This is a genomic window from Pseudomonas sp. SA195 (assembly GCF_054131565.1).
Genome location: NZ_CP096392.1, coordinates 911,362 through 928,220, shown reverse-complemented (window position 1 = coordinate 928,220; position 16,859 = coordinate 911,362). Strand labels below are relative to the sequence as shown.

The window sequence follows — 16,859 nt, the reverse complement described above, 5'->3', positions numbered from 1 at the left end:
AGGACGCCCACATGCACCAACTGACCCTTGCCGGCATTGCCCGGGCGCTGGCTGGCAAACAGTTCTCCGCCGAGGAACTCACCCGCTCGCTGCTGGCCCGAATCGAGCAGCTCGATCCCGAGCTGAATAGCTTCATCACTGTTACCGAAGAGCAAGCCATCGCCCAGGCGCGGGCTGCCGATGCGCGCCGCGCCAATGGCGAGACCGGCGCCCTGCTCGGTGCGCCAATCGGTCACAAGGACCTGTTCTGCACCAAGGGCGTTCGCACCAGCTGCGGCTCGCGCATGCTCGACGCCTTCACCTCACCGTACGACGCGACGGTCGTCGAACGTCTCGCCAATGCCGGTGCGGTCTCGCTCGGCAAGCTCAACATGGACGAGTTCGCTATGGGTTCGGCCAACGAGTCGAGCCACTATGGCGCGGTGAAGAACCCCTGGGATCGCAGCCTCGTGCCCGGCGGCTCGTCCGGCGGCTCCGCTGCTGCCGTCGCCGCTCGTTTGCTACCGGCCGCCACGGGTAGCGACACCGGCGGGTCAATCCGCCAGCCCGCCGCGCTCACCAACCTCACCGGCCTTAAGCCGACCTACGGGCGCGTGTCGCGCTGGGGCATGATTGCCTACGCCTCCAGCCTGGATCAGGGCGGCCCACTGGCGCGCACTGCCGAGGATTGCGCACTGATGCTCTCGGCCATGGCCGGCTTTGATTCGAAGGACTCGACCAGCGTCGACCAACCCGTTGACGATTACCTCGCCGCGCTCAGCCAACCGCTCGCCGGCCTGCGCATCGGCCTGCCGCGCGAATATTTCACCCCTGGCCTCGACACCCGCATCGCCGACGCGGTGACAGCTGTTGTCGAAGAGTTGAAGAAGCTCGGCGCGACGGTCAAGGACATCAGCCTGCCTAACATGCAGCACGCGATTCCTTCCTATTATGTGATCGCACCGGCGGAAGCCAGCTCCAACCTGTCGCGCTTCGACGGCGTGCGCTTCGGCTATCGCTGCGAAAACCCGGCCGACCTCACCGACCTGTACAAGCGCTCACGCGCAGAAGGCTTCGGCGACGAGGTCAAGCGCCGCATCATGGTCGGCACGTATGCGCTGTCGGCCGGCTACTACGATGCCTATTACCTGAAAGCGCAAAAGATTCGTCGGCTGGTGAAGAACGACTTCGTCAGCGCCTTCGACGAGGTTGACGTCATCCTTGGTCCAACCACGCCGAACCTCGCCTGGAAGCTCGGCGAGAAAAACGCCGACCCGGTGGCTGCCTACCTTGAAGACATCTACACCATCACGGCCAACCTCGCCGGCATTCCCGGCCTGTCGATGCCGGCCGGCTTCATCGATGGCCTACCGGTGGGCGTGCAGTTACTGGCGCCCTACTTCCAGGAAAGCCGCCTGCTCAACGTCGCTCACCAGTACCAGCAGGTGACCGAGTGGCATCAACAAGCACCGAGCGGATTCTGAGGACGAACACATGCAATGGGAAACCGTGATCGGGCTGGAAATCCACGCACAGCTCGCGACTCAATCGAAGATCTTCTCCGGCAGCGCCACCACCTTCGGCGCCGAGCCCAACACCCAGGCCAGCCTGGTTGACCTCGGCATGCCCGGCACCCTGCCGGTGCTCAATGCCGAAGCGGTGCGTATGGCCTGCAAGTTCGGCCTGGCGATCGATGCAGAGATCGCGCCGAAGAACGTCTTCGCACGCAAGAACTACTTCTACCCGGACCTTCCCAAGGGCTACCAGACGAGCCAGATGGATCACCCCATCGTCGGCAAGGGCCATCTGGACATCACCCTGGAAGACGGCACCACGCGGCGTATCGGCATCACCCGTGCGCACCTGGAAGAAGACGCTGGCAAGAGCCTGCACGAAGACTTCCACGGCATGAGCGGCATCGACCTGAACCGCGCCGGCACGCCGCTGCTGGAGATCGTCTCCGAGCCGGACATCCGTAGCGCCAAGGAAGCGGTTGCCTACGTCAAGGCGATCCACGCGCTGGTGCGTTATCTCGGCATCTGCGACGGCAACATGGCCGAAGGCTCGCTGCGTTGCGACTGCAACGTCTCGGTGCGCCCAAAAGGCCAAGCCGCATTCGGCACGCGCGCCGAGATCAAGAACGTCAACTCCTTCCGCTTCATCGAAAAGGCCATCAACCACGAGGTGCAGCGCCAGATCGAACTGATCGAGGATGGCGGCAAGGTGGTGCAGGAAACCCGCCTATACGACCCGAACAAGGACGAGACGCGCTCGATGCGCAGCAAGGAAGAAGCCAATGACTACCGCTACTTCCCCTGCCCCGACCTGCTGCCGGTGGTGATCGAGCAGAGCTTCCTCGACGAGGTACGCGCCAGCCTGCCGGAGCTGCCCGTGCAGAAGCGCGAACGCTTCGAACGTGAGTTCGGCCTCTCCGCCTATGACGCCAGCGTGCTGTCAGCCAGCCGCGAGATGGCCGACTACTTCGAGCAGGTCAACGCCAGCTGCGGTGACGCCAAGCTTGCCGCCAACTGGGTGATGGGCGAACTGTCCAGCTTGCTCAATAAAGAAGGCCTCGACATCGCCGAATCGCCGGTCTCTGCCGAGCAACTGGGCGGCATGATCCTGCGCATCAAGGACAACACCATCAGCGGCAAGATCGCCAAGATGGTGTTCGAAGCCCTGGCCGCCGGCGAAGGCGCCAGTGCCGACGAGGTGATCGAGAAGAAGGGGCTCAAGCAGGTCACCGACACCGGTGCCATCGAGAAGATGCTTGACGAGGTGCTGGCCGCCAACGCCGAACAGGTCGAACAGTACCGCGCCAGCGACGAAGCCAAGCGCGGCAAGATGTTCGGCTTCTTCGTCGGCCAGGCAATGAAGGCGTCCAAGGGCAAGGCCAACCCGGCCCAGGTCAACCAGTTGCTCAAGAGCAAGCTCGACGGTTGATCGCTCTGCCAGCCGTTCCCGGGCGCCAATGATCGGCCACCGGGAACGGTTGCCGGGCTCCGGGCTCAAAACTGGCGACCCTTTAGCCAACGAGCCGGCCTGACCCGTTCAGGAAGGAAGTGAGCCATGCGAAACCGACTGTGGATCATCCCGCTGTTGCTGGTGCTCGTCACCGGCTGCATGGAATCGCCGGACGCAGACGCCACCGAAAGCAGCGTGACCCAACAAGGCAAGGCGTCCTATTACGCGCGCAGCTTCCATGGCGAGGAAACGGCCAGCGGCGAGACGTTCAACCAGAATGAACTGGTCGCGGCACACAAGACGCTGCCCTTCGACACACGGGTGCAGGTCACCAACTTGGAGAACGGCAAGCAAGTGACGGTGCGCATCAACGATCGCGGCCCGTACAAGCCCGGGCGCATCATCGACCTGTCCCGCGTCGCCGCGAACCGCATTGACCTCTTGGAAGACGGCGTAGCGCCGGTGAAGATCGAGACGCTGGACTGACATACCCTAAGGAGCCCCGATGACACTGATGACCCTCGCCTACCTGGTCGCCGGATTGGTGTTGTTGGTGGCTGGTGCCGAAGCCTTGGTGCGCGGGGCATCTCGATTGGCGGCGCGGTTTGGCGTGTCGCCGCTGATCATCGGCCTGACGGTCGTCGCCTTCGGCACCAGCGCGCCGGAAACTGCTGTCAGCATCCAGGCCTCTCTGGAAGGCAGCGGCGACATTGCGGTCGGCAATGTTATCGGCAGCAATATCGCCAATATTCTGCTGATTCTCGGCCTCTCGGCCCTGGTCGCGCCGCTATTGGTGTCCCGCCAACTGGTGCGGCTGGACGTACCAGTGATGATCGGTGCCGGCGTGCTGACCTTCTTGCTTGCCTGGAACGGCAGCGTCAGCCGGCTGGACGGGCTGGTGCTGCTTGGCTTCCTGCTGCTGTACACGGGGTTTCTGATCATCGCGAGCAAGCGTGACCGTGCGCTCGCTGCAACCAATGAGACACCGGACCTGGCAACTGCCGAAACCGATGGCCGCCGCTTTGCCTGGGCCCTGCAGCTATTGATGGTTCTGCTGGGTTTGGCACTGCTAGTGCTGGGCTCGAACCTACTCATCGAGGGGGCCGTGGCACTGGCACGTGCCCTGGGCCTGTCGGAACTGGTGATCGGCCTAACCGTGATCGCGGTCGGCACCTCCATGCCGGAGCTCGCCACCTCGCTGCTCGCCGTCTACCGTGGCGAGCGCGACATCGCCGTCGGTAACGTAGTCGGCAGCTGCATCTTCAACCTCTTGCTGGTGCTGGGCGCGGGTGCGCTGGTGTCGGCCGACGGGCTGTCCATTTCGCCCAACGCGCTGGCGTTCGACCTGCCCGTGATGCTCGCAGTGTTCATCGCCTGCCTGCCGATCTTCTTCTCCGGCTACCGCATCAATCGCTGGGAGGGCCTGCTGTTCTTCGGCTACTACGGTGCGTACACCCTGTATCTGGTGATGTTCTCCACGGGCCTGCCGGCGATCAGTCTGCTGCGCCATGCAATGACTTGGTACGTATTGCCCTTGACCGCCATCACGCTTTTCGTGATCTTTCTGCGCGCCTGGAAGTACCAGCGCTGAGCCGTTTACCCTTCGGAGTGTGTCCTTGTGACCCTAATGACGTTCGTCTATTTGATAGCCGGCCTGGTATTGCTCGTGGCCGGCGCGGAAGTGCTGGTGCGTGGTGCGGCGAAGCTGGCCGCCCAGTTTGGCATCCCACCGCTGGTCATCGGTTTGACCGTGGTCGCCTTCGGCACCAGCGCCCCGGAAACCGCAGTCAGCGTGCAGGCTGCGCTCAATGGCAGCGGCGATATCGCCATCGGTAACGTGCTGGGCAGCAACATTGCCAACGTCCTGCTGATCCTGGGCATGACCGCCCTGGTTGCGCCGCTGGTGGTGTCGCGCCAGCTGATTCGCTTGGACGTGCCGCTGATGATTGGCGCCAGCCTGGTCACCTATGCGCTGGCCTGGGACGGCGCACTGAGCCGCCTCGACGGCGCTCTGCTGTTTGCCGGCGTGCTCGGCTACACCGCGTTTCTGATCGTTAGCAGCCGCCGCGCCGCCGCGGCGGGCGCTGATGCGGATGACGAGTTCGCCAAGGAGTACGGCATGGATGACAAACCCAAGCCGCACGCCGCGTTGATCAACACCGCACTGGTGATCGTCGGGCTGGCGCTGCTGGTGGGTGGCTCGCACTTTCTCGTCGAAGGCGCCGTGTCCCTGGCTCGTGCGCTGGGCCTGTCCGAACTGGTCATCGGCCTGACAGTGATTGCGGTCGGCACCTCGCTGCCGGAGCTCGCGACTTCGATCCTGGCAGCCATTCGCGGCGAACGGGACATCGCGGTCGGCAACATTGTCGGCAGCAACATTTTTAACCTGCTCTGCGTGCTGGGCCTGGCCTCGCTGGTCTCGCCGCAGGCCATCGGCGTGGCGGCCAATGCGCTGGCGTTCGACTTCCCGGTGATGATCGCGGTAGCAGTGGCCTGCCTGCCCATCTTCTTTACTGGCTACGCCATCAATCGCTGGGAAGGCCTGCTGTTCCTCGCGTATTACGTGGCGTACACGGTCTACTTGGTGATGATCAGCACCGGCCGACCCTCGGCCGATGCCTTTGGCGACGCCATGATTGCCTACGCGCTACCGCTGACGGCTGTCACGCTGGCGATCATTGCCGCCCGCTCGTGGAAAGCCCAGCGCCACTGAGCCTGATCAAATCCAGGCCAGCCAGTGCAGCACGAAGAGCCCGGCGTTGATGGTCAGCGCCGCGCTCAGCGTGGTGATCACGATGATGGTCGCCGCCAGCTGATGGTTGGAATTGACGGCACGCGCCATGACGAAGCTCGACGCGGCCGTGGGACAACCAAAATACAGGAACAGGATACCCAGCTCCGCGCCGCGAAAGCCGCATAGCCAGGCCCCGACCGTCGCCACCAGCGGAAACCAGACCATCTTCATCAGGCTCGAGCTCATCGCCAGCCCGCTGCTCTCGCGCAGAACGGACATCGTCAGCGTGCCGCCAATGCAGATCAGCGCCAGCGGCAATGTCAGTTGGGCGAAATACTCACCAGAGGTCATCAGCCATTCCGGCAGCGGGACCTGCCAATAGGCGAACGGAATGGCCGAGGTCACCCCGATCACCAGCGGATTGCGCAGGATGCTGCGGATGATTTCGCCAGGATCAGCCCGGCCGTCCGGGCTGTAGATCGCCAGCACCACCGCTGACAGGCTGTTGTAGAGCAGGATCACCACACCGGCGAGCACACCGCCGAGCGACAGACCGTAATCACCGTACAGGCTGGTCGCCAGTGCCAGCCCCACCACCCCGTTGTTGCCCCGAAACGCACCCTGCACGTAGACGCCCCGCTCCGCCCAGGGGCAGCGCCAGATCGCCCAGGCCCACGCCAGCAGGAACCCCGCCACCGTTGCCAGGATGTAGTAAGCCAACAGTTTGGGCTGCAGCGCCGCGTCCAGGTCGGCCTTGATGACCGAGAGAAACAGCAGCGTCGGCATCGTCGCCTTGAACACCAGCGTGGAAGCGGTATGGATGAAGGTGCCATCGATCCAGCGCAAGCGGACCAGGAGGACGCCAATGAACAGCATGACGAAGACCGGAGCGGTGACGCTCAGGGTCTGCAGAACCAGGGGGAGCATGAGGAAACCACTGAGTAGATAGGCGAAGCGCGGTACCCAAAGTCTTCCCGCCTACCGACGGCACGTCAACACGCGTCACGCCTCCATCGCAATGAAGGACGCACGGGAAGCTGCAGACTGTTGTAAGCAGCTCCCGACGTAAGCCTTGGATCCGCTAGCGTCTGACCGGACGCTTCTGCAGTTTGCGTTGCAGGGTGCGTCGGTGCATGCCGAGCGCCCGGGCGGTCGCGGAGATGTTGCCGTCATGCTCGGCCAGCACGCGCTGGATGTGCTCCCATTGCAGGCGGTCAACGGACATTGGGTTTTCAGGCACCAGGCTATCCAGGTCGGCGTGCTTGGAAAGCAGCGCTGCAAGCACGTCGTCGGCATCGGCCGGCTTGCACAGGTAATTACAGGCACCGCGCTTGATGGCCTCGACAGCAGTCGCGATGCTGGAATAACCGGTGAGGATCAACACCTTCATTTCCGGATCCAGTTCGAGCAGCTTGGGCAGCAGCACGAGACCGGAATCCCCTTCCATCTTCAGGTCCAGCACGGCGTAGTCCGGCAGGTCCTGCTTCGCCATTTCCAGACCTTCTTCGGCCGAGCCGGCGATACTGACATGCAGGCCCCGACGACTCATGGCCCGCGCCATGACGCGGGTAAACGTCGGGTCGTCATCGACCAGCAGCAGATGGGGCTGATCTTCGCCTTCGTGCTGCAATTCTTCGGTCATGTCCGCACTCCTCGCATTGTGGTCACCTCTGGGATCAGGCCCTGACCGAGCCATGCGGCAAGCGCAGCTCGGTCAGGGTCCCGCCATCCTCGTGATTGTAGAGCTTCACCGTACCGCCGGCACGCGTCACGCTGGCCTGGCTGAGGAACAGCCCGAGCCCGAACCCCTTGCCCTTGGTGGTGATGAACGGCCGGCCGATCTGTTCGGCGATGGCCAGGGGAACGCCAGCACCATGGTCGCGAATGGTCAGCTTGATCCATTGCGCGTCCCAATCCAGGCGAATATCCAGGTTGTCCGGGCTGGCATCGGTGGCATTGTTCAACAAGTTCAGCAGCGACTGGCCGAGATCGGCCGGTGGCATCAGCCGGGGCGGCGACCCCTTGCCCAGGCACTGAAAGCGGAAGGTAGCCTCCGGGTGCATCAGGTGCCAGCGCTGCAGCACCGATTCGACCCATTCGCGAGCCGTCTGCTCGACGATGGCCTGGCGTCGGTCGGCCTCGGCCGCACGTACCAATTGACGGAGACTGTCCTTGCACAGCTGGACCTGCGACTGCAGCAGCGCCAGGTCCTCGCTCAACTGCGACGGCTCCTTGTAGTCCTGCCGCAGCTCCTTGAGCAGCACGCTCATGGTCGCCAGCGGCGTGCCCAGTTCATGCGCGGCGCCGGCCGCCTGGGTGGCCACGGCGAGCAGCTGCTGGTCACGCATGCTCTCTTCGCGACGCTGGGACTGAAACTCCTCCTGCCGCCGCAACTGCTCGGCCATCCGCGCGACGAAGAACGTGATCAGCGCGGCCGCGAGCGCAAAGCTCAGCCACATGCCGTAGACAAGCATGGTGGTGCGCTCGACCGGCGGGGCGATGATCGGGTCGTACCAGACCAGCATCAGGGTATAGCCCGCCAGGGCGAGGCCCGACAGAACCACCGAATACAGCCACGGCAACGTCGCCGCGGCGATCGTCAGCGGTACCAGGTAATAGGACACGAAGGGGTTGGTCGAGCCGCCGGAGTAATACAGCAATGCACTGTGGATCAGCAGGTCCGCGCCGAGCTGCACGGCATATTCCAGATGAGTCACCGGCCAAGGGCCACGCAGACGCAACGCGGTGGCCAGGCAGATGCTCGCCGATACGACCAGCGTGATGCCAAGGTTCAGCCACGGCAGCGCAACCATCTGGGTCGCATAAGCGATACCGACCGCCCCGGCCTGGGCGGCGAGCACGACGATACGAATCAGCGTAAGCAGACGAAGGTTCTGGCGACTGGCCGACAGTAGCTGGACGGTAGGGTACATGGGCGCTCCAAAGGTGCGGCGAGTATAACCAAGCGTCCGTGACGGCTGCCTCTGTGCGGCAACGCGACGCACGGAAAAATGCGCACCCGCCGTGGAAAGGATAAAGTCTTCCGCGCCGCATTCCGGTGCCCATGAATACAGGAGCTTTCATGTCTGTCTCGATTCCCCGCAGCCTTGCGCTGCTGGCGTGCGTCGCCTGCCTGCCGGCGGTTGCCGACGAGCCGCGCTACAACCAGATTTCGCTGCGTGCAGAAGCCAGTAGCGAGGTCGCCCAGGACCGCATGCACGTCACGCTCTACACCGAGTCCCAGCACGAGGATCCGGCGCAGCTGGCCGCAAGGACCACCGAAGCGATGAACAAGGCGCTGCAACAGGCACGCCAGGCCAAGAACGTGAAGGTCAGCCAGGGCAGCCGCAGCAGCTATCCGGTGTATGAAGAAAAAGGCCAGCAGATCACCGCCTGGCGCGAACGCGCCGAGCTGCGTCTGGAAAGCACCGACTTCGCCAGCCTGTCGAAGCTGACCGCCACGCTGATGCAGGATCTGAACATGGGCGGCATGTACTTCAGCATCTCCGACCCGATCCGCCAGCAGAACGAAGATGCATTGCTGAAGGATGCCGTTACCGCCTTTCGTGCGCGCGCCCAACTGGCCGCTGAAGCCTTGGGCGGCCGCGACTACAAGATCGTCAGCCTCAACCTGAACAGTGGCGGCGGCTACCAGCCAGAAATGCGCAGCGTCGCGATGAAACAAATGGACGCCATGCCGACCCCGGACGTCGAAGCGGGCACCCGGCAGATCACCATGAGCGCCGACGGGGTCATCGAAGTCCAGATGCCTTGATCCACCTTGGCCGCCGGCTCGGCAATGACGCCGCGGCGGCCATCTCTCCCGCTTGATAGACGTCGCGTTAATGCGAATGTATGTCTTCTGTAAATTCTTAGCATCTTGGCCGGCTCGCCTTTTAGAATCGCCGCCTCTCCTCCGCTAAGTGAACCTCATGCGACTCTGGCTCGGCACGCTCCGCCAATGGCACTGGATCAGCTCTGCCCTATGCCTCGTGGGCATGCTGCTGTTCGCGGTGACCGGGTTCACCCTCAACCATGCCGCCCAGATCGAGGCCCGTCCGAGCGTGATCGAGCGGCAAGCCCAACTACCCGAGCCACTGCAACGGGAGTTGCAGACCCGCCCGCCCCAGGCCGGGCTACCCGAGGAGCTCCAAGGTTGGATCGAAGCCACGCTGGAGATAGACCTTCGTGAACGTGAAGCGGAGTGGAGCGACGGCGAACTCTACGTCGCCCTGCCCCGCCCCGGTGGTGACGCCTGGCTCAGTCTGACCCTGGAAACGGGGGAACTGCTCTACGAATCCACCGACCGTGGCTGGATCTCCTACCTCAACGACCTGCACAAGGGCCGCAACACCGGCACCGCCTGGAGCTGGTTCATCGACCTGTTCGCAGCCACCTGCTTAGTGTTCAGCCTCACAGGCCTTCTGCTGCTCCAACGCCATGCAACGGGCCGACCCATAACATGGCCCGTCGTGGGCGCTGGCCTGGTTATCCCGGTACTGCTCGCCCTGCTCTTCATTCATTAAGGATCCGCCATGCGTAAACCCCTGCTGCTATCGCTCACCTTGCTCAGCTCGCCACTGATGGCGGCGGATCTTCAGGTCACCGTCGAGATCCCGCGGCTGCAGGTCGCCGAATACCATCGCCCTTACGTCGCGATCTGGTTGGAGACGCCCGATCAAAGCCATGTCGCCGACCTTGCCGTCTGGTACGACGTGAAGATGAAGGACAAGGAAGGCGAGAAGTGGCTGAAGGACTTGCGCCAGTGGTGGCGCCGCAGCGGCCGCAGCCTTGAGCTGCCGGTCGATGGGGTCAGCGCGGCCACGCGCGCCGTCGGTAAGCACAGCATCCGCTTCGATGACAAACAAGCGCCGCTCAAGGACCTGACGCCGGGCGACTACCGCCTGGTCGTCGAAGCCGCACGGGAAGTCGGCGGCCGCGAATTGCTGCGCGTTCCATTCACCTGGCCGGTAACGACTGCACAAACGCACGAGGCTCAGGGCGAAAGCGAACTGGGCGCCCTCTCACTGACCCTCACCCCCTGACTCACGCCCAAGCGAGGTAGCTCACGATGAAACCCAAAATCAAATGGACCGTACTGGCACTGGCCATCTGCCTGCCGCTCTCAGCCCAGGCCCACCGCGCCTGGATGTTACCGTCGGCCACAGTGCTGTCCGGCGAAGACCCCTGGGTTACCGTCGATGCGGCAGTGTCCAACGACCTGTTCTACTTCGAACACTTCCCGATGCGCCTGAAGGGCATCGGCGACGACAGCGCGCCGGCTGGCGGCCGTCCGGGCATGCCACCGCGCCCGACACCCGAGCTGCTGGTACTGGCCCCGGACGGCAGCCAGGCGCAGGCTGAAAATGGCAGCCGCGGGCGCTACCGCAGCACCTTCGACGTGCACCTGACGCAGAAGGGGACCTACAAGCTTGCGGTAGTCAACGATGGACTCTTCGCCAGCTGGAAAGCCGGCGGCGAAACCCGTCGCTGGATGGGCACCGCCGAACAGTTCGCCAAAGACGTACCCGCCGATGCCGAGGCGCTGAAAGTCAGTCAGAACAGTAATCGCATGGAAGTGTTCGTCACGTCCGGCAACCCGACCAAGACGGTCCTCGACCCCACGGGCAACGGGCTTGAGCTCTCGCCAGTCACGCACCCCAACGACCTGTTCGCCGGCGAGGCCGCCGAGTTCGTCTTCCTGCTCGATGGCAAGCCCGCCGACGGCGTGGAGATCAGCGTCATCCCCGGCGGCAACCGCTATCGCGACGAACTTGGGGAGATCAAGGCGAAGACGGACGCGCGAGGCAAGGCCAGCATCACCTGGCCAGAGGCCGGCATGTATTGGCTGGAAGCCGAATTGAAGACCGACAAAGGCGTCACAAAGCCCGCCACCGAGCGCCGCGCCAGCTACAGCGCGACGCTTGAAGTCCTGCCGCAGTAAGCCTTCGCGGCCGGGTTTCCGCCTGGCCGCCACCGGCTCCTGACGAGGCGGCCTAGCCGTCGCCTCACGCCCACAGGCCAACCGCAGAAGCGCCTCATCCGGAGACAATGCCTTTGGCCTGCAACCGACTTTTGCACCTGGCACCCTTGCTGGCTTGCCTGCTGCTCGCGGCGGCGCTGCTGTGGTGGCAACCGCCGCGGATGGTCTCAGCGGCGCTGGTCGTCACGGCCTACCTGGCTGTGTGCTCATACCTTTGGTGCCGCCACCGTCTGCAGGCCTCACCGGCCGTACCGATCAGCCAGGACAAACTACTCATCGGCTACGCCAGCCAGGCCGGCCAGGCCCAGGCAATCGCCGAGCGCAGCGCAAGCCAGCTGCATGCGGCTGGGCTAACCGTCGACGTCCGCCCCCTTAACGCTATCGACTTGCCCGCGCTAACACCGCAGCGACGGGCCCTGTTTGTCCTCAGCACCTATGGTGAGGGCGAGGCGCCAGATAACGCGGCACGTTTCGAACGGCGCCTGCTGCACGACGCAGCCGATCTGTCACAGCTGGAGTTCGCCATACTGGCGCTGGGTGACCGCCAGTACACCCATTTCTGCGGTTTCGCCCGGCGTGTCGAGGCGCACCTGCAACGCCTTGGCGCCCAACCGCTGTTCGATCGCCTGGACGCTGACCGCTCAGACCCAGGCGTGCTCCGCCACTGGCAGCACCAGCTTTCACACCTCAGTGGCCAAGGCGACTACATCGACTGGGAGCCAGCGGCTTATGACACCTGGATTCTGCATAGCCGCACGCTGCTCAACCCAGGGAGCCAGGGCGCCCCGGTGTATGAGTTGCGGTTGCGTCCACACCCGTCATCCGCCCACTGGCAGGCAGGCGACATCGCCGAGATCGGCCCGCGCCATTCCAAAACTGGCGTAGCCGAGTGGCTCGAGCGGTACGGCATAGCCCCGACGCTATCCGTCAAAGGCACCATGACCGCTGCAACCGCCCTCGCCTCTCGACGCCTGCCTGAAGGGCCCATGGCAACCCTGGATGCGGCGGCACTGCTTGCCCTGCCACAGTTGCCCCATCGCGAATACTCGATCGCATCGGTCCCAGCCGAGGGCTGCGTTCAGCTGCTGGTGCGCGAAACCCGGCACCCGGACGGCGCTTTAGGCCTCGGGTCCGGCTGGCTCTGCCATCACGTGTCGGTCGGTGAAACCGTAGACCTACGCATCCGATCGAACCCAAGCTTCCATGGCCCGACCACGAGCACTCCGATGATTCTGATCGGCAATGGCACCGGCCTGGCCGGCCTGCGCGCGCACCTGCGCGAGCGCGCCGCGTCGGGTTCACGCAACTGGCTGCTGTATGGCGAGCGCAACGCCGCACATGACTTTCTGCTCGAGGCCGAACTCAAAAGCTGGCGCGCTACCGGTCACCTGGAGCGGCTGGACCTGGCGTTTTCCCGCGACCAGACGGAGAAGATTTACGTCCAGCACCTGCTACGCGATGCGGCAGACGAGGTGCGTCAATGGATGAAAGGCGGAGCCGCCATCTACGTGTGCGGAAGTCTGGAAGGGATGGGCCGAGACGTGCAGCAAATCCTGGTCGGCATACTTGGCGAAGCGCAGCTGCACGCACTGACAGAACAAGGCCGCTATCGACGCGACCTGTATTGATCGAAGCACAACGCAACCTACCCGCATCAGGCGCAGCGCCTTACAGGCATGGAGGAGCGAACGTCCTCGCCTGCCAAGCGCCACCTCTGTCCTCGGCGCACCACTCTCTCAGCTACCCAAACAGAAACGCCGCGAGGATCGCGGCGTTCTGCAGGCTACAGCCCGAAGGCTTATAGGTAGTAGGCTTTCAGCGGCGGGAAGCCGTTGAATTCCACCGCACTGTAGCTGGTGGTGTAGGCGCCGGTTGAGAACCAGTACAGGCGATCACCGCTCGACAGGTTCAGCGGCAGGCCGTACTTGTAATGCTCGTACATGATGTCGGCGCTGTCGCAGGTTGGGCCGGCGATGACCACTTCTTCCATCTCGCCCTTCTTCTCGGTCCAGATCGGGAACTTGATGGATTCGTCCATGGTTTCGATCAGGCCGCTGAACTTGCCCACGTCGGTAAATACCCAGCGCTCGACCGCCGTGCGCGACTTGCGCGACACCAGCACCACTTCGGACACCAGCACACCGGCGTTGGCGATCAGCGAGCGGCCCGGCTCGAGGATGATTTCCGGCAACTCGTCGCCGAAGTCATCCTTCAGGAATCGGATGATTTCGTCGGCATAGGTGGTCAGATCGTTGGTCTTGGCGATGTAGTTCGCCGGGAAGCCACCGCCCATGTTGATCATCTTCAGGACGATGCCGTCTTCTTCTTTCAGGCGCTCGAAGATCACCTTCACCTTGGCGATGGCGGCGTCCCACACGTCGATGTCGCGCTGCTGCGAGCCAACATGGAAGGACACGCCGTAGGGCTCCAGGCCGAGCTGCTTGGCGAGAATCAACAGATCCAGCGCCATGTCGGTCTGGCAGCCGAACTTGCGCGACAGCGGCCAATCGGCGGTATTGGAACCTTCGGTGAGAATCCGTACGTAAACTTTCGAGCCAGGCGCGGCCTTGGCGATGTTGCGCAGGTCCGCTTCCGAGTCGGTGGCGAACATACGCACGCCCTTGTCGTAGAAATAGCGGATGTCGCGGGATTTCTTGATGGTGTTGCCGTAGCTGATGCGCTCCGGCCCGACGCCGGTAGCCATGACCTTATCCAGCTCGTAGATCGAGGCGATATCGAAGTTCGAGCCCTTGTCGCGCAGCAGCTCGGTGATTTCGGTGGCCGGGTTGGCCTTTACCGCGTAGTAGATCTTGGCGAACGGGAAGTTGCTGACCAGCTGGTCGTAGGAATCGCTGATGATCTTCGTGTCGATGACGACAAAGGGGGTTTCGCGTTCATCGGCGAAGTTCTTCATCTTCTGGAAGGTTTCGCGCGGATAGTAGTCTTCGATCTTGATCGACATGCAAGGCTCCAGTTGGCGGAACGGAAGAGTGAGCAGGGGGCGGCGCGAGGCCTCGAACGTCTGACAGTTTCCCCATTTTGGTTCGCCTACTTCCCAAGGCATGTCGCCGAGCATCACCGGTCCCGGTGAACCCGCTGGGCGGGTGCAGAACCGGCAACCTCTCGTCGTCAGTACTTGAGCCGGATGGATCGTTTCCAGCATGGACGTTCGGGCGCGAACTTTAGAACCACCGCTGTTCGAGATCAACGAAAAATCCGTATCGCTCCCTGTTTTCCCTCAGGCGAACCTGACCTATTCAAACCGACCGGCATGACGGCCTGACGTTCCCCGCCGGCGACCGAACGCGTCCGCCTGACCTGTTCTTTCGGGAGGCTAGCACAGCGATCCGCCGCTCGCCGTGCAGCGTCTTTAGCCGGCAAGCTGCTCGGCGGGCGACACGATGCTGGTCTTGCCGCGCGAGCGCCCGGAGCTCAGGTAATCGGCGATCGACTCCTGCGTCACCTCGCCGAGAAAGTCATTCTCCGCGCTGAGCACGGGCAGCCAGGCGCGGTTGAACTGGTACATGCGTGACAGCAGGATGCGTAGGTGTTCATCGAACGCGGCGGTCGCTGCGAACGGATGAACGAAGCCCTCTACCGTGCCGCCCTGCCCGCGCAGCTCGCGGCGGCGTACGTAGCCGAGCGCCTTGTTGCCCGCGTCGGTGACCACCAGATGCCGACGGTCGTGCTCCTCCATCAGCTCCAGCGCTTCACTGACAGGCGTCTGCGGGCGGATCGAGGGAGCGTTGTCGGCCGCGTCTTCGGCGCGAATCAACAGCAGGCGCTTGAGGGTTGCGTCCTGGCCGACGAAGCTGGCGATGAACTCATCCTTGGGGTGTGCCAGCAGCGTGTCGGGATGATCGAACTGCACCAGCTTGCCCGCACGGAATACGGCGATGCGATCGCCCAGCTTGATGGCCTCATCGATGTCATGGCTGACCATGATCACCGTCTTGTTTAGGGCGCGTTGCATCTGAAAAAACTCGTTCTGGATGGCATCGCGGTTAATCGGATCGACCGCACCGAAGGGTTCGTCCATCAACAGCAAGGGCGCGTCGGCAGCGAGCGCTCGGATAACGCCGATGCGCTGCTGCTGGCCGCCGGAAAGTTCGCGCGGGTAGCGTTTGAGGTATTGCTTCGGGTCGAGCTGCACCATGCTCATCAGCTCCATCGCGCGCTCGTGGCACTTCTTCTTGTCCCAACCGAGCAGCTTGGGCACCACCGTGATGTTCTCCTCGACGGTCATGTTCGGAAACAAGCCGATCTGCTGGATCACGTAACCGATGTTGCGTCGCAGGGCCACTTCATCCAGCCCGGTGGTGTCTTCACCGTTGATCAGCACGCGTCCCGAGGTGGGTTGGATCAGCCGATTGATCATCTTCAGCGTGGTGCTCTTGCCGCAGCCGGAGGGGCCCAGAAACACGCAGATTTCGCCTTCGTTGACGGTCAGGCTGATGGCATCCACGGCGGTGACGTCCTTGCCGTCTTTCTGCTTGAAGGTCTTGGTCAGCTTGTCGAGTTCGATCATGTCCGTTCCTCAGCGCTCAGGAGCGCAGCCCCTTGGGCGTCAGTGTTCGTTGCAGCCACTGCAGCAGCAGGTCCGCGATGATCGCCAGGATGCTGACGATAATGGCGCCGACGATCAGCTGGGCCATGTCGCTGCGGCTGATGGCGGTAAGAATCAGCTCGCCAAGCCCGCCGGCACCGATCACGGCGGCAATGGTCATCACGCCGATGTTCATCACGACGGCGGTGCGCACGCCGGCAAGAATCACCGGCACGGCCAGCGGAATGTCGACCATGCGTAGGCGCTGCCAGAACGTCATCCCGATGCCCTTGCCTGCCTCGCGGATGCCCGGCTCGACATTGGTCAGCGCCAGGTAGGTGTTGCGCAGGATTGGCAGCAATGAATAGAGAAACGCTGCCGTGACCGCCGGCAGCGGCCCCAGGCCCTGCCCGATCTTCGCGTAGAGCGGCATCATCAGGCCGAACAGGGCAATCGAGGGAATCGTCAGTACCACCGTGGCGGCGCCCTGCAACGGTCCGGACAGCCACGGAAAACGCGTCATTGCCACCCCGAGCGGCACGCCGGCAACGATGGCCAGACCCACTGCGACGCTCACCAGGGCGATGTGCTGAAGCGTCAGCGCGCCGACCTGCCCCCAGTCCATATACGAAAATGTCGATAACCAGTCCATG

Annotated in this window: 16 protein-coding genes; 10 read left to right on the top strand and 6 right to left on the bottom strand. The window is 63.4% G+C overall.

Going from position 1 to position 16,859, the window contains the following annotated elements:
* The first annotated feature begins 11 nt into the window (after window positions 1–11).
* From gatA to M1D78_RS04180, 5 genes are all read left to right on the top strand, one after another.
* Window positions 12–1,463: an Asp-tRNA(Asn)/Glu-tRNA(Gln) amidotransferase subunit GatA gene (gene gatA / locus M1D78_RS04200; protein WP_437422681.1), complete on the top strand. Its 1,452-nt coding sequence runs from the start codon at window positions 12–14 to the stop codon at window positions 1,461–1,463.
* A gap of 10 nt (window positions 1,464–1,473) precedes the next feature.
* The gene (gene gatB / locus M1D78_RS04195) at window positions 1,474–2,922 is read left to right on the top strand and encodes an Asp-tRNA(Asn)/Glu-tRNA(Gln) amidotransferase subunit GatB (protein WP_437422680.1); all 1,449 of its coding nucleotides are present in this window, start codon (window positions 1,474–1,476) and stop codon (window positions 2,920–2,922) included.
* Between the two features lie 126 nt (window positions 2,923–3,048).
* On the top strand, window positions 3,049–3,429 hold the full coding sequence (locus M1D78_RS04190; RefSeq protein WP_437422679.1) for a septal ring lytic transglycosylase RlpA family protein: 381 nt from the start codon (window positions 3,049–3,051) through the stop codon (window positions 3,427–3,429).
* 19 nt (window positions 3,430–3,448) lie between these two features.
* On the top strand, window positions 3,449–4,534 hold the full coding sequence (locus M1D78_RS04185) for a calcium/sodium antiporter (protein ID WP_437422678.1): 1,086 nt from the start codon (window positions 3,449–3,451) through the stop codon (window positions 4,532–4,534).
* A gap of 27 nt (window positions 4,535–4,561) precedes the next feature.
* Complete coding sequence (locus M1D78_RS04180) at window positions 4,562–5,656, top strand: calcium/sodium antiporter (RefSeq protein WP_437422677.1); 1,095 nt, start codon at window positions 4,562–4,564, stop codon at window positions 5,654–5,656.
* 6 nt (window positions 5,657–5,662) lie between these two features.
* Here M1D78_RS04180 and M1D78_RS04175 read toward each other — a convergent pair whose 3' ends face one another.
* The 3 genes from M1D78_RS04175 to M1D78_RS04165 form a co-directional block, all read right to left on the bottom strand.
* Window positions 5,663–6,604: an AEC family transporter gene (locus tag M1D78_RS04175; RefSeq protein WP_437422676.1), complete on the bottom strand. Its 942-nt coding sequence runs from the start codon at window positions 6,602–6,604 to the stop codon at window positions 5,663–5,665.
* A 154-nt stretch (window positions 6,605–6,758) separates the two neighbouring features.
* Window positions 6,759–7,319 (bottom strand): response regulator transcription factor, encoded by a 561-nt coding sequence (locus M1D78_RS04170; RefSeq protein ID WP_437422675.1) that lies wholly within the window; start codon window positions 7,317–7,319, stop codon window positions 6,759–6,761.
* Between the two features lie 34 nt (window positions 7,320–7,353).
* A complete protein-coding gene (locus M1D78_RS04165) occupies window positions 7,354–8,610 on the bottom strand; it encodes an ATP-binding protein (RefSeq protein WP_437422674.1) in 1,257 nt (418 codons plus the stop codon).
* 149 nt (window positions 8,611–8,759) lie between these two features.
* Between M1D78_RS04165 and M1D78_RS04160 the strand changes: the two genes are divergently transcribed.
* From M1D78_RS04160 to M1D78_RS04140, 5 genes are all read left to right on the top strand, one after another.
* Window positions 8,760–9,452, top strand: coding sequence for an SIMPL domain-containing protein (locus M1D78_RS04160; RefSeq protein ID WP_437422673.1), 693 nt, complete (start codon window positions 8,760–8,762; stop codon window positions 9,450–9,452).
* A gap of 157 nt (window positions 9,453–9,609) precedes the next feature.
* Window positions 9,610–10,203 (top strand): PepSY-associated TM helix domain-containing protein, encoded by a 594-nt coding sequence (locus tag M1D78_RS04155; RefSeq protein ID WP_437422672.1) that lies wholly within the window; start codon window positions 9,610–9,612, stop codon window positions 10,201–10,203.
* Between the two features lie 9 nt (window positions 10,204–10,212).
* Entirely contained in the window at window positions 10,213–10,722 is a 510-nt protein-coding gene (locus M1D78_RS04150; RefSeq protein ID WP_437422671.1) for a DUF2271 domain-containing protein, read from the top strand.
* 26 nt (window positions 10,723–10,748) lie between these two features.
* A complete protein-coding gene (locus tag M1D78_RS04145) occupies window positions 10,749–11,621 on the top strand; it encodes a DUF4198 domain-containing protein (RefSeq protein ID WP_437422670.1) in 873 nt (290 codons plus the stop codon).
* A gap of 107 nt (window positions 11,622–11,728) precedes the next feature.
* Window positions 11,729–13,288, top strand: coding sequence for a sulfite reductase subunit alpha (locus M1D78_RS04140; protein ID WP_437422669.1), 1,560 nt, complete (start codon window positions 11,729–11,731; stop codon window positions 13,286–13,288).
* A gap of 170 nt (window positions 13,289–13,458) precedes the next feature.
* Here the strand turns inward: M1D78_RS04140 and M1D78_RS04135 are convergent, their stop codons facing one another.
* The 3 genes from M1D78_RS04135 to M1D78_RS04125 all read right to left on the bottom strand — a co-directional run bounded on the left by M1D78_RS04135 (window position 13,459) and on the right by M1D78_RS04125 (window position 16,858).
* Window positions 13,459–14,622, bottom strand: coding sequence for a type III PLP-dependent enzyme (locus M1D78_RS04135; RefSeq protein WP_437422668.1), 1,164 nt, complete (start codon window positions 14,620–14,622; stop codon window positions 13,459–13,461).
* Window positions 14,623–15,030: 408 nt separating this feature from the next.
* Window positions 15,031–16,188: an osmoprotectant ABC transporter ATP-binding protein OsmV gene (locus M1D78_RS04130; protein ID WP_437422667.1), complete on the bottom strand. Its 1,158-nt coding sequence runs from the start codon at window positions 16,186–16,188 to the stop codon at window positions 15,031–15,033.
* A gap of 16 nt (window positions 16,189–16,204) precedes the next feature.
* Window positions 16,205–16,858: an ABC transporter permease gene (locus tag M1D78_RS04125; protein ID WP_437422666.1), complete on the bottom strand. Its 654-nt coding sequence runs from the start codon at window positions 16,856–16,858 to the stop codon at window positions 16,205–16,207.
* Window position 16,859 lies beyond the last annotated feature (1 nt).